This window comes from Bacillus sp. B4EP4a (genome assembly GCF_006680105.1).
In the GTDB taxonomy this organism is placed as follows: domain Bacteria; phylum Bacillota; class Bacilli; order Bacillales; family DSM-1321; genus Peribacillus; species Peribacillus simplex_E.
Genome location: NZ_VHIK01000076.1, coordinates 20,523 through 33,882, shown reverse-complemented (window position 1 = coordinate 33,882; position 13,360 = coordinate 20,523). Strand labels below are relative to the sequence as shown.

Annotated in this window: 12 protein-coding genes; 2 read left to right on the top strand and 10 right to left on the bottom strand. The window is 37.9% G+C overall.

Going from position 1 to position 13,360, the window contains the following annotated elements; genetic code table 11:
* Positions 1 to 228: 228 nt before the first annotated feature.
* Both FNK51_RS25730 and FNK51_RS25725 read right to left on the bottom strand, forming a co-directional pair.
* A complete protein-coding gene (locus FNK51_RS25730) occupies positions 229 to 705 on the bottom strand; it encodes a 2,4'-dihydroxyacetophenone dioxygenase family protein (RefSeq protein WP_057213822.1) in 477 nt (158 codons plus the stop codon).
* Positions 706 to 893: 188 nt separating this feature from the next.
* Positions 894 to 1,682, bottom strand: coding sequence for an SDR family NAD(P)-dependent oxidoreductase (locus FNK51_RS25725; protein ID WP_057213825.1), 789 nt, complete (start codon positions 1,680 to 1,682; stop codon positions 894 to 896).
* Positions 1,683 to 1,825: 143 nt separating this feature from the next.
* Between FNK51_RS25725 and FNK51_RS25720 the strand changes: the two genes are divergently transcribed.
* On the top strand, positions 1,826 to 2,731 hold the full coding sequence (locus FNK51_RS25720; protein WP_057213827.1) for a LysR family transcriptional regulator: 906 nt from the start codon (positions 1,826 to 1,828) through the stop codon (positions 2,729 to 2,731).
* A 93-nt stretch (positions 2,732 to 2,824) separates the two neighbouring features.
* Here the strand turns inward: FNK51_RS25720 and FNK51_RS25715 are convergent, their stop codons facing one another.
* The 4 genes from FNK51_RS25715 to FNK51_RS25700 all read right to left on the bottom strand — a co-directional run bounded on the left by FNK51_RS25715 (position 2,825) and on the right by FNK51_RS25700 (position 7,243).
* Positions 2,825 to 3,505: a 3-oxoacid CoA-transferase subunit B gene (locus FNK51_RS25715; protein WP_098372747.1), complete on the bottom strand. Its 681-nt coding sequence runs from the start codon at positions 3,503 to 3,505 to the stop codon at positions 2,825 to 2,827.
* A gap of 63 nt (positions 3,506 to 3,568) precedes the next feature.
* On the bottom strand, positions 3,569 to 4,273 hold the full coding sequence (locus FNK51_RS25710; protein ID WP_483296143.1) for a CoA transferase subunit A: 705 nt from the start codon (positions 4,271 to 4,273) through the stop codon (positions 3,569 to 3,571).
* A 510-nt stretch (positions 4,274 to 4,783) separates the two neighbouring features.
* The gene (locus tag FNK51_RS25705) at positions 4,784 to 6,073 is read right to left on the bottom strand and encodes an MFS transporter (protein WP_141995168.1); all 1,290 of its coding nucleotides are present in this window, start codon (positions 6,071 to 6,073) and stop codon (positions 4,784 to 4,786) included.
* 114 nt (positions 6,074 to 6,187) lie between these two features.
* Positions 6,188 to 7,243, bottom strand: coding sequence for a TauD/TfdA family dioxygenase (locus FNK51_RS25700; protein WP_141995167.1), 1,056 nt, complete (start codon positions 7,241 to 7,243; stop codon positions 6,188 to 6,190).
* A gap of 469 nt (positions 7,244 to 7,712) precedes the next feature.
* Here FNK51_RS25700 and FNK51_RS25695 point away from each other — a divergent pair, with 469 nt between their 5' ends.
* Positions 7,713 to 8,486, top strand: coding sequence for an SDR family NAD(P)-dependent oxidoreductase (locus FNK51_RS25695; protein WP_141995166.1), 774 nt, complete (start codon positions 7,713 to 7,715; stop codon positions 8,484 to 8,486).
* Between the two features lie 123 nt (positions 8,487 to 8,609).
* On the opposite strand, the gene FNK51_RS25690 is transcribed toward FNK51_RS25695, so the two are convergent.
* From FNK51_RS25690 to FNK51_RS25675, 4 genes are all read right to left on the bottom strand, one after another.
* Positions 8,610 to 9,557 (bottom strand): alpha/beta hydrolase, encoded by a 948-nt coding sequence (locus FNK51_RS25690; RefSeq protein WP_141995165.1) that lies wholly within the window; start codon positions 9,555 to 9,557, stop codon positions 8,610 to 8,612.
* Between the two features lie 178 nt (positions 9,558 to 9,735).
* Positions 9,736 to 10,734 (bottom strand): TauD/TfdA family dioxygenase, encoded by a 999-nt coding sequence (locus tag FNK51_RS25685; protein WP_141995164.1) that lies wholly within the window; start codon positions 10,732 to 10,734, stop codon positions 9,736 to 9,738.
* Positions 10,735 to 10,902: 168 nt separating this feature from the next.
* Positions 10,903 to 12,195 (bottom strand): MFS transporter, encoded by a 1,293-nt coding sequence (locus tag FNK51_RS25680; protein WP_141995163.1) that lies wholly within the window; start codon positions 12,193 to 12,195, stop codon positions 10,903 to 10,905.
* Between the two features lie 92 nt (positions 12,196 to 12,287).
* Positions 12,288 to 13,343 (bottom strand): TauD/TfdA family dioxygenase, encoded by a 1,056-nt coding sequence (locus FNK51_RS25675; RefSeq protein ID WP_141995162.1) that lies wholly within the window; start codon positions 13,341 to 13,343, stop codon positions 12,288 to 12,290.
* Positions 13,344 to 13,360: the final 17 nt, after the last annotated feature.

Genomic DNA, 13,360 nt, shown 5'->3' with positions numbered 1-13,360 from the left:
CATTAATCATTATCCCTCCCAGCATTATTATCTGTTAAATTTGAATATTAAAAATTTTGAAAACATTATCATGTTAATGATTATACTTATAAGTTTTAATAAAATAAAATTAAAAATATTAATTTGTAAATTATTATGATTAATATTAAAAATGAAAAAGCCAAGAAAAAAGAGAAGCCTCTTCGTCAAGTGGACGCCGGACTTCTCTTTTTTTTATTAATCAAATTATCAAAATTTAGTCACATCAATAGGTTCAATTCCTTCAGCCGCGCAATGTTCATAGTATCTTTTCAGGAATGTTTCCCAATTGTCTCTGGCAAGAATTTCTCCTTCTTCACCTATATAGTCTAATGTTCCTTCTACAATATTGAAGGTGATAACATCTTCATCCCCTACAGCTGTCGGCGTATGTTTGGAGCCTGCAGGCTCATAAACCATGTCACCAGGTTTGGAGATCCAAGGCTCCTCGAGATATCTCCAAGTCCCTTGGACGGTATATACAATGACTGTTCCAGGATGGAAATGGGCCGGAAGCTGCATTTTCGCAGGAACAGATAATAAAGTAACCGTTTGTCCTGTCACAGGGTTGGCTTTAAGCAATTTAAATTTCGCATCCCCAAAATATGGAATCCAAGGCAATTCATCTACACTAACATTACCTGCATGAAATACTTCTACTTCTTTTACATCTTTTAAATTACCCACTTAAAATCCCCTCTTCCAATAAATATTTATTAAATTCGCATACTGTTATCGCTTTCATCAGCAAGCAAATTAACTGGGTTCGAATTTATAATTTCAGTATATTCTTAATTTTCAGTTAAGTAAAATTGATATTTTTTAATTGCAATTAAGTATGATTAATTTACGCAACCACGTTATTTGGATGAAATTTACTTAGCCCCAAGTCCACCATCAAGAGTCAAAATTTGTCCAGTACAATAATCAGATGCTGCTGAAGCAAAGTAAAGGAGTGCACCTACCAAATCATTGTCACTGCCTAATCTTCTAACTGGAACTTGTGAGGCAATGAAAGGGCCTGCTTTGTGTACAAGTGTTCCCGGTATTTCTGGGTTATTCATTCCTGTAGTGAAAACTCCAGGAGCAATTGAATTTACATACACTCCATGTCGTCCCCACTTAACTGCCAGATCCTTCGTTAAAGTCATGACTGCACCCTTACTAGTTGTATATCCGACAGAATCTACAGCTTCCGGGTCAACACCTTTAAAACCGATACTAGAAGAAATGTTAATGATTTTACCGTATTCGTTATTAATCATATGTTTACCAACTGCCTGACACATCAAGAATGTTCCTGTCACATTTGTATCCAGCATAGCTTGCCATTGTTCTAAAGGCATATCCGTAGCAGGAGACTCAAAAACTGTTCCGCTGCCGTTGACTAAAATTTTGATTTCCCCAAAATGAGAAACCGCTTTCTCCACACCTTGAACGACAGATTCCCGATCTGTGACATCCAATGATAGAGCAAGTGCCTGTCTTCCTAACGCCTCGATTTCTTTTACAACTGCTTCGCAAACTTCTAAACGCCGTGAACATACAACAACGTTTGCTCCGGCTTCTGCCAACGCCAGTGCCATTACACGCCCTAACCCGCTGCCGCCTCCGGTAACGATTGCTGTCTTACCATTTAAATCAAACAATTGGTTCAATGACATTCTAGTTCTCCTCCTGTTTTTAGAATATTCAAAGATTTTAAAATATTATTGATATTGATTATACTAATAAATTATAATTAAATAAAATTAAAGATTTTAATCTGTAAGTAAGTATTACTAATATTAAAAAAAGGAGAACAGTCATGAATATTGAACAATTACTATATATCGTAGAAGTCGCAAAATACAGTTCTCTGTCTATCGCAGCACAGAATCTACATGTGACTCAATCCAACATCAGCCAGTCCATAACCAACTTGGAAAAGGAGTTGGGGATTAAAGTTCTTAAGCGGTCACGGGGACACGGCGCTGTCCCAACCGATGAAGGAAGAATCATTCTGAAACTCGCCTATGAAGTACAAAAAAAACTTGAGGAAATAAAAGTGACTGCTAACTTATTGAATTCCACGGAAGTGGGGGAACTAAAAATTTCGTCATTACCTGGATTGATGACGTTCCTGGTAAAAGCGATAGCATCGTTTAGACATGATTATCCGCACGTAAATTTGGAGGTTTCCGATAAAAGTGGATCTGCTGTAATTGAAGATGTTCGACAGCACAAGACTGACATTGGACTGATTACGTATTCAAGTGATTTGAACATAAACATGGAAGGAATAGCTTTTGAAGCATTAATCGAAGGGAAGCAGAAAGTTTATGTTTCTAAGCATTCTCCCTTAGCCATCCTTGGTACTATAACTCCGCATGATATACTTGATCAAACTCTCGTGACATATAAGGGTGAATTTATGCAGTATTTTGTACAAGAATTCTTTCATAAATATAAGCCCTTGAAAATCTTATTTACATCAAATAATATGGATGGAGTTCTCCAAGCCGTCAATGAAAATTTGGCAATTACATTTGCTCCTGATTTCGTAATGAAAAACTATCCCCTTATCATTAATGGTGATATCGTTCCAATTGATTTGGTGTATCATCCGACTGTAAATATTTCTTTAGGATTAGTTCGATCAGAAAATAAACATTTGTCCACTTTTGCCAACAAATATATTCATTATTTAAAATCAGAAATTATTAAGAATTAAAAAAGAAAAAAAAGAGAAGGTTCTTCGTCTCAAGGTGGGCGAAAAAGCTTCTCTTATTACAAATCTATCTCTACCCTTAGCAGTGTAATCTCTTTACCTTGTAATAGAAGTCTTTTGGCGATCCCCTTTACCACATGTCAAATTGGTGCTGATCGTAAAGGAAGCCTCCGTCTTTTCTATCACTTCATCAAGTGAAACACCTTCTTGAGTTTCCACAAGAATCATTCCCTCGGGAGTAAAATCAAATACAGCCAAGTCAGTAATCAGTCGATTTACAACCTTTTGACCTGTCAATGGAAGGGAACAGCTTTTTTTGATTTTGGATTCATTGTACTTATTGGTGTGCTCCATTATGACCACAATTCTTTTGGCACCATGGACAAGATCCATCGCACCTCCCATCCCTTTGACCAATTTTCCCGGAATCATCCAATTTGCCAAGTCACCTTGTTCGGAAACCTCCATACCTCCCAAGATAGCCAGATCAATGTGTCCCCCACGAATCATGGCAAAGGACTCAGCACTGTCAAAGAAAGATCCACCGATTACCGCTGTAACCGTTTCTTTCCCTGCGTTAATAAGATCAGGATCTTCCATCCCTTCAACTGGATAAGGTCCGATGCCAAGCAACCCATTTTCGGATTGCAATAATACATGTAATTCTTTCGGTATTTCGTTCGCAAGTAAAGTAGGCATTCCAATTCCTAGATTCACATTCATCCCATTTTGAATCTCTTGAACCGCACGCTTAATGATTTTTGTCCTGGTATCCATACTGTTAATCCTCCTGAAAAATCGCATTGTAATTTTTGCGGTAAGTTACCCTTTAAAGGTAAGTTAAGTAGGTATGACGGTACGGCGTTCAATTCTTTTCACATAATTTTTTCCTTCCAATATCCTTTGAACATAGATCCCAGGTGTATGAATCTCATCCGGATCAAGAGCACCTACTTCAACCATTTGCTCTACTTCGGCAATCGTAATCCTGCCTGCCGTTGCTGCTAGTGGATTAAAATTCCGCGCTGTCTTCCGGTAAACAAGATTTCCTAACTGTTCACCTTTCCATGCCTTGACGAAGGCAAAATCCCCAACAATTCCTTCTTCAAGAATATGCGTTCTGCCATTAAATAATCGGTGCTCTTTGCCCTCTGCAATCGGTGTACCCACTCCAGTCGGCGTATAGAATCCAGGGATGCCAGCTCCTCCTGCCCGAATTCTTTCCGCCAGTGTACCCTGGGGAACAAGCTCTACTTCCAATTCTCTACTTAAAAATTGCTTTTCAAAGATCTTGTTCTCACCTACATAGCTTGCCACCATTTTCTTAATCTGTTTATTGGCAAGCAGTAAACCCAGTCCCCAATCATCCACCCCACAATTGTTACTGACAATCGTAAGGTCTTTTGTTCCCTTTTCTCGCAATGCTAGAATTAGATTCTCGGGAATTCCCGACAGACCAAACCCACCAACAATGATGGTTGCACCATCTTGAATATCTTGAATCGCTTCATAAAATGTTGTGTTTAACTTTCCTTGCCCAGCCAATATTTTCACTCCCTGCATTATTAACTTAATTAATAGAATTTTTTTATTATGATACCGACCATACTCATAAGTAATAATTAAATAAAATTAAATTTTTTAATCGGTAAATAAGTAATCTTTATATACTACAAACTATAATCTTAAATATAAGCTGTGTTAAACTTACCTGTTGATTTCCGCTCCAGGCACTTCGCTCCAATCAACATAGTTTGAAAAATCAACAATTATGTTTAACATAGCCTAAGAATAAATAAGGACCTCCGTAATAAAGAAGTTCCTTTTACAGTTCAAATCATTTACGAAACTTACTAATTTACTTAATCCTCCGCTTCAATATGATCATCAGCGTAAGTCTCGGATATCTTATCCTGACAACTCCAGCACTTACTGCGATTTCGCTCCATAATGGCTAATTCCTCATGACACAATACACAACTGTCCATCTCAGAAACGGCCTTTTCATTTTTACACATAGTTTATTTCCCTCCTTGATTCACCTATTAATGATTTTTATACAATAACTTGTTCCTCAGGTTTTATCGTTGTCTGACTTTGGTTCGCGGGACGGACAATGGTCCAAAATAATAATCCGATTACGAACATAACCAAAGAAGTTACTTGAAAGCCATAACTATATCCAATTGCCTCTGTTCCTGCATACTGGATAAGATACCCGAATATGAGTGGAGCAATAATGCTTGTTGAACTTGATAGAGCCACATAGGTCCCTTGAGCCTTTCCAATGTTTTTGGGAGAAAATAATTCCATTAATATGGCGGGTGCGAGTGAAAGAATAACAATCGCAAAACCCGGAGCAAGGATGAAGAATAGAATGGAAATAGAACTAGAATTAAAGGCATTTGCAAGAAATAAACAAATAGCGGATAGCACCATCGTAATCCCTGCAACATTTATTCGTGCTTTACGAATATCTCTTGTTTTGCGATAAAGCCGATCCGATAACAAGGCAAATACAATTTGACAAATGGCAGCAAAAAGAAAAGGTAAAGACACTGCAAGTTTTAACATTTTTCCATCAAAACGTTGAATTTCGGTAAAATATGCAGGAAACCATACCGCTTGAACGGACAATAACCAATAGGCACAACCTGCACACAAAACGATAAAAATAAAATTTTTAGATAATAGATACGGAAGAAACTGACGCCAAGAAACATTAGAAGAAATTATTGAGTGCTTATCTTCTTGATCAAAAGTATACGAACCGATTTCTTTTGGGCTTTCTTTTCCAAGAATCAACCATAAAACTAGCACCATTAGTCCAACAATCCCCATTGCTATAAAAGCAGATCTCCATCCATATCCATTGATCAAGGAGATTAATAATGGCGAGGCAATCGCGGGCCCGATTGTTGCTCCAAAGAGAACAGCGCCAAAGCCTATACCATGTCTATGTTTAGGGAACCATTTTCCTATTATTGAAGTTGATATAGCAACTGCAGGACCTTCTCCTGCTCCCAAGACCATTCTTGTGATTACTAGCAGAGACAGACTGGAAACAAAAGGTGTGGTAAATTGAACAATCAACCATACAAACGAGATCCAAGTAAACATTTTTTTCGTATTTCTTGAATCGGCCATTCCCCCTAGAATGAAAGATGAAAAGGTAAAGAACCAAAAAAACGAACTGCCGACAATTCCCCATTGTGAAGGACTTAAATGTAACTCTTTCATTAGAGGAACAGAAACCAAACCAATGATAATTTTATCAACCTGGTTGATCATACCTGAAGCTACAAGAATTAATAATATGATCCAAGAATATTTAGGTGTTTTCAAATTAATAATCTCCCCTTCTATTCCGTTAACATGAATCAATTGGTGTTTTAAAAGTTTTTAAAGGTAAATCTCCGTGTTTAACCTCGTCTAAACTCTTTATATTTATTAATCCCATTACCTCATTTTATCTGCAATACCTCCAGCTGTTTTTTCACGTACCGGAATACCGCCGCGACCCGCTTTACCTGTTTTCTCATCAATGAACATCGCGAAGTCTGGCGCAATTTCTCGCCCATTTGGCATCGTGAGCCATAATCTTAATAAATGACGTTTGCGTTCAGGTTCTTCATAGTCTTCGTATACAGTACGTGAATGAAGAACAGTATAATTATTAACAAATTGCATATCACCCGGTTCCATCATCATATCAATATGCATGTTTTCATCATATAGGAGGGAATCCATTAAGTCATATGCTTCAGTTTCAACTTTTGACAAGTATCTCCCTGTTTTCGCCTGTGCCGATTCGACATATCCGCGGTTATATCTGCAGCTTAATTTACCTTCGTAATAACTAAAGACTGGTGATGAATAAACAGGAGATTCACCTGGTGTTTCCTCACCACGACGATCCAGGAAATATGGAAGATAGAGAATTCCAAGATACTCTGGGTACCTATCCACAATTTCATTGTAAACCGCGATGGAACTTACGATACTACTGTAACCGCCAGCTTTAGCTTTTCGAAGACTTAATAATCCGACTACGTCAGATCCATCTGGGTGAAAAGGAAGATGAGCCTTCGTTTGGTAACCACGTACATTTGAATCATTAATGTCGAGACCTTGGTCCACAACATGCCCTAATAGATCACCTTTTGCATTTTGCGTTACCGGGATGCCCAGGTGGACTCCGAGACCCCAGTAAATGATGCTTGCTTCTTCATCTGTATACTTTTCTATTGGTAAGCCACGAATTAATAGAAAACCTCTCCCATTTTCCAGTTCGTTTATAAAATAGGCTATTTCGTCAGAAAGATTCGGAATTGGAAAGTCCTCCTTGTTAAAATCAGGTGCCTTTAACCCTTTTTGTTTTACATAGAATAAAGCGCTTTCAAGATTTACAATCGTTTTCTCTGACAAATAATAAATCCATGAATCATCTTTTGCTAAATCAATACCTTTCCAAGCTACTGGTCCTTGAATTTTTTCCTTTAAAATAGACTGCACCGAGAACCCTCCTTCGTTTTCTATTGGAATTTAACTATAGTACTAAAGTTTGGGCTGTTTTCCTACTTTAAAAGCGACTGCCATTATCTTAGAAACTCTTATACAAACAATTATTGCTTAATAAATGATGTTCCTTGTTCCCCCCTTTTTTTCATGAAAGCGCTTTAAATAACTTCTGACTGTTATAAATGTTATTCCGTTAATTATATTCATAATTTTCAGTTAAATAAAATTAAAATTTTTAATTTGCAAATAAACTTTACTAATAAATGGAAAATGTAACATCCTTATACATGCAATTTTACAACACTTATCATTATATTAATAAAACTTAAGTGCAATTTAAAATCTTTAATTTTATATAATTATCATTTATAGGTAGAATCAAAGATAGAAATGATTAAATATTCTAATAAATCACTTTCAAGCAGAGTCTTATACAAGTTAATTCGAAACAGGAGGTTGAACTATGGACTTAAAATTATCTGGAAAAAAGGCACTTATCGTTGGAGGAAGCAGGGGGATTGGCAAAGCTATTGCCCGTCAGTTGGCTTTGGAAGGTGTGGATTGTACGATTTGTTCAAGAAACGAATCTTCACTAAAGAATGCAGCAGACGAATTGGCCAATGAAACCAACAGAAATATTTATCCAATCGTGGCAGATACTAATGATCCTGGCTCTATCCTAAATTTAGTTGAAAAATCAGCAGTAGAAATGGGAAGCATTGATATTTTAATCAACAGTGGAGCCCGTGTTGGAGGTCATGAACCAGAGGATTTTAACAGCATTAAAGATGAACTTATCTTGAAAGATTTTGAAGAAAAGTATATGGGCTATTTTCGTTGTGTCCGGGCTGTTGCTCCTTATATGATCCAAAATAATTGGGGACGTATTATCAATATAAGTGGTCTGGCAGCTAGAATTGGCGGCAATTATTTTAGTTCCGGTCCTCGTAATGCATCTGTTGTCCATATGACAAAATCCGCTTCATTAGAATTAGGAAAGCACGGAATTACTGTCAATGCTGTTTATCCAGGGATTGTCGATACTGAAACGTTTAGAGGCCGTGTCACTAATGAGGAAGCTATACGTCAGGCAGCATCAATGAATGCCCTCGGCCGCTTGATTACACCAGAGGAAATTGCTAATGTCGTTACCTTCCTAGCCTCACCTTTGGCGGCATCGATAACTGGCGATGTCATTTCGGTAACCGGTGGAATTGGAAATACCGTTTATTACTAAATGCAGGTTGCTATTGTTACTGTTTCATTGATTCTCAATAATTTCTATTTAAAAATTAAATATGTATTTTAAAAAGCGAGCCTCACTAAATTCTGAGGCTCGCTTCATTTAGAACATTTTCTTTCATTCTATCCCTATTGTATATTTTAAGGAACTCAAGAACTTCTCGATCCTAGAAACAGTCAATTCTATGTTCTTTGAGAAAATGGCCATTTGTACAAAAAATCCGTGGACCATCCCGGGTTCACATTCATATTCAACTTGAACACCAAAATCTTTCAGACGTTCAGCATAGGCCATTCCTTCATCCCGAAGTACATCATTTTCCGCTGTAATAACAATTGCTGGCGGGAGACCACTTAAATCTTGAGCGACCAAGGGGGAAGCATACTCATTACGCCTGTCCTCATTATTCCTTAAATAATGATCACGGAACCAAATTAACTGTTCGCGATCAAGACCAAATCCCTTTGCAAAGTTTCGATGGGATTCCGTATTGAACTCAAGATTTGTAGCAGGATAGATTAAGACCTGTGCAGTGATGTTTGGACCTTTTTTGTTTCTCGCCATCATCGTAACTACAGTCGCTAGATTTCCACCTACGCTATCCCCTCCAACTACCAATCGAGAAACTTCTCCGTTAAATGAAGTCCCTTTTTCAAAAACCCATTGCAATGCGGAATAGGCGTCTTCTACTGGAGTCGGAAACTTATACTCTGGAGAAAGACGATAGTTTACGGATACAACAATACTTTCCGTTCGATTCGCTATCATTCGGCAGCTTGCATCCGTTGATTCAATGTCTCCTAGAACCCATCCTCCACCATGGTAGTAAATAAATAGAGGGAAAGGCCCTTGCCCTTCCGGTATATATACCCTGCATTTGATTGTTTCATCCTGGCTTACCGGAATCATGAAATCCTCAACTTTTGAAAGCGGTTCTAATTTTACAGCAGGACGCGGTGCTTTAGAAAGCATCTCTCTTACTGACTTATGATCCATCGTATGAATAGGTGGCAGCTGATTAAATGCTTGTAAATATTTTTCTGCTTGCGGATCTAAATTTGCCAAAAAACATCATCCTCACTTCAGGTTATTTTTAAATTACCCAGTCTATATGCGAAACCATTATTCCTGTCACGAAACTCTCACTTCAAAATAAAAACATAAAATGGTGATTTCATTCATCATTTTCGTTGAATAAAATCACCATTCTAGAATTATTGGTGATTATTATTACCACCGGTTTTTATCTAATTACAGGTGCTCCTCCTATATAAAACTCGAAACCTGGAGCAATTTTTCGGCCATTTGGCATCATGAGCCACAATCTTAATAAATGACGTTTGCGGTCATCTTCTTCATAATCTTCAAATAGTGTACGTGAATGAAAAACGGTATAATTATTAACGAATTGCATATCACCCGGTTCCATCATCATATCAATATGAAAGTTTTTATCAGCAGTAAGGGAATCTACAAAATTAAATGCTTCGATTTCCTCTTTTGACAAAGAGATACCTGTTTTTGTTTGTGCTGATTCGACATATTGACGCATATATCTGCAGCTTAATTTACCATCGTAATAGCTAAAGATCGGTGATGAAACTACTGGAGATTGACCTGGTGCTTCTTCTCCACGAAGATCATGGGCGAATGGACGATAGAGAATTTCAAGGTACTCAGGGTGATTATCCAGAATTTCATTATAGATAGACAACGCACTAGCGATACTGCTTAAACCGCCAGATTTCGCTTTACGAAGACATAGTAATCCGACAACATCAGCAAGATCTGTGTGATAGTCAAGACGTACATTCGTTTGGTAACCTCTTACTGTTGTATTATCATTAAAGTCTTTACCCATGTTTTTGATATGCCCTAAGAGGTCACCCTTTTTTCCTTGGATGATCGGTAGGCCCAAGTGAAGTCCAAGACCCCAGTAAATGATACTAGCTTCATCGTCAGTATATTGATCCATTGGTAATCCACGAATCAATAGAAATCCTCTCCCATTCTCCAGCTCGTCAACAAAATAAGCAATTTCATCAGCGAGATCAGGAATTGGGAAATCCTCCTTGTTAAAATTGGGTGCCTTTAACCCTATTTGTTGAACATGTAATACAGCCTTGTCAAGAGCTGCAAGGGTTTTCTCTGACAAATAATAAATCCATGAATCATCTTTTGCTAGTTCGATACCTTTCCACGCTGAACGCCCTTGAATTTTTTCCTTTAAAATAACTGACATACATATTCCTCCTTTATATTTGTTATATCACCTTAATTAACTGAATATTTTGAATTCATTATTCATGGCACACTTATTATTAATTAAATGAAATTATTATTTGTAACTTATAATTAAGTTAGATCAATATAATCTTACTAAGAATCTTTCAATCTACGTTTATACCTCTTAAATACTCACTTTCTCATCTGTTTCAATTATTGTGTGGCTTTCCTTTGCGGGACGTACACCGATCCAAAACAATAATCCGATAATGAGCATCCCTAAAGAAGAAGCTTGAAATGCGTATCCGTATCCGATAGCTTCAGTCGACGCATTTTGAATAAGATAGCCAAATACGAGTGGAGCAATAACACTTGTAGTACTCGCAAGTGCAATGAACGTCCCTTGTGCCTTTCCAATATTCTGGGGAGAAAAAAACTCCATCAATATTGCGGGTGCGAGTGAAAGAATGACATACGCAAAACCTGGAGCAAGGGTGAAGAACAATATGGACATCGCCGTGGAATTCGCGGCATTTGCTAGGTATAAGCATAGAGCGGATAACATCATCGTTATACCGGCAAGATTTATTCGTGCCTTACGAATATCTCTGGTTTTACGATAGAGCCGATCTGATAGAATGGCAAATCCTAATTGGCAAAAGGCTGCAAAAAGAAAAGGTAAAGACACTGCTAATTTTAATGTTTGACCATTAAAATGTTGAATTTTGGTAAAATAGGCTGGAAGCCATACCGCTTGTACGGACAATAACCAATAGGCACCCCCCCCGCACAATACGATCAGAATAAAATTTTTAGATAATAGATGCGGAAGAAACTGACTCCAAGAAACTTTAGAGAGGCTGGATGATTGCTGCTCCTTTTGCTGTATCGACGGCCAGCCGATTTCTTGAGGATTTTCTTTACCGAAAATCATCCATAATACCAGCACAATCAGTCCCAGAATGCCCATCGTTATAAATGCAGATCTCCATCCATAATGATCAATCAAGGAGATTAATAATGGTGAAGCGATCGCAGATCCCCCTGTCGTTCCTAATAGAACCGCACCAAAGCCGATGCCGTGCCTATGTTTCGGGAACCATTTTCCCATGATTGCCGTGGATAGAGCGGGGGCAGGACCTTCACCAGCTCCCAAAATCATTCTGGTTAACAAAAGCATAGACAAACTGCTAACGAAAGGGGTGAAAAATTGAACTATCAACCAAATCAACGACATCCAAGTTAACATTTTTTTCGTGTTTTTTGAATCGGCCAGGCCGCCAAGAATAATAGAGGAGAAGGTAAAGAACCAAAAGAAAGAACTTCCTACGACTCCCCATTGCGATGGACTTAAATGTAACTCTTTCATTAAAGGAACGGAAACCAAACCAATAATTATTTTATCCACTTGGTTGATCATCCCGCTAAGAACTAGGAATAATAAGATAATCCAAGAATATTTTGGAGTACTTGTCATGTAAATCTCCCCACATTTCCCTATATAAGGAACACTTTTTCTGAACTCTGAAAAAGTGTTCCCACTCGTTCTTATTAACGTTTTATAAAAAATCACTTCAGGGTTTCTACAATACCGCCAGATGTTGTTTTACGTTGCGGTACGCCGCCGCGACCTGGTTTACCCGTATTCTCATCAATAAACATCGCGAATTCCGGGGAAATTTCCCGACCATTTGGCATCGTGAGCCACAATCTTAAAAGATGACGTTTGCGTTCCGGCTCTTCATAGTCTTCGTATTGAGTACGTGAGTGAAGAATCGTATAATTATTGACGAACTGCATATCCCCTGGCTCCAACATCATGTTATAATGTAAATTCTCATCATGAAGGAGGGAATCCAGTAAGTCTAATGCTTCAATTTCCACTTTTGACAATTGGATGCCAGTTTTTGCTTGTGCTGATTCAATAAATAAACGGACATATCTACAGCTCAATTTACCATCATAATAATTAAAGATTGATGATGTAAATACTGGAGGTTCTCCCGGAGCTTCCTCTCCACGACGATCAAAGTAAAATGGACGACAGAGAACTCCTAGATATTCCGGATTCTTCTCCAGAATTTCATTGTAAACAGTCATCGAACTGATGATACTGCTGTGACCTCCAGATTTCCCTTTTCGCAAGCTTAATAATCCAACAACATCAGAACCATCAGCATGAAATGGAAGATGCAGTTTCGTTTGGTAACCACGTACATTAGAATTTTCTAAGCTAAAACCTTGATCTTTGACGTGCCCTAAGAGGTCACCATTTGCGTTTTGCGATACCGGAATGCCCATGTGAAGTCCGAGACCCCAGTAAATGATGCTTGCTTCTTCATCTGTATACCTTTCAATAGGTAATCCACGAATTAATAGGAACCCTCTCCCATTCTCAAGCTCTTCAACAAAGTAAACGATTTCTTCATATATATCAGGAATCGGAAAATCCTCTTTGTAAAAATCAGGTGCTTTTAAACCCTTTTGTTTAACATGAACTAAAGCGTTCTCAAGCGAGGCAATCGTTTTTTCAGACAAATAATAAACCCATGATTCATCTTTAGCCAGGTCAGTGCCTTTCCACGCTACTTGCCCTTTAACTTTTTCCTTTAAAATGGTTGACATAATTAATCCCCCTTTAA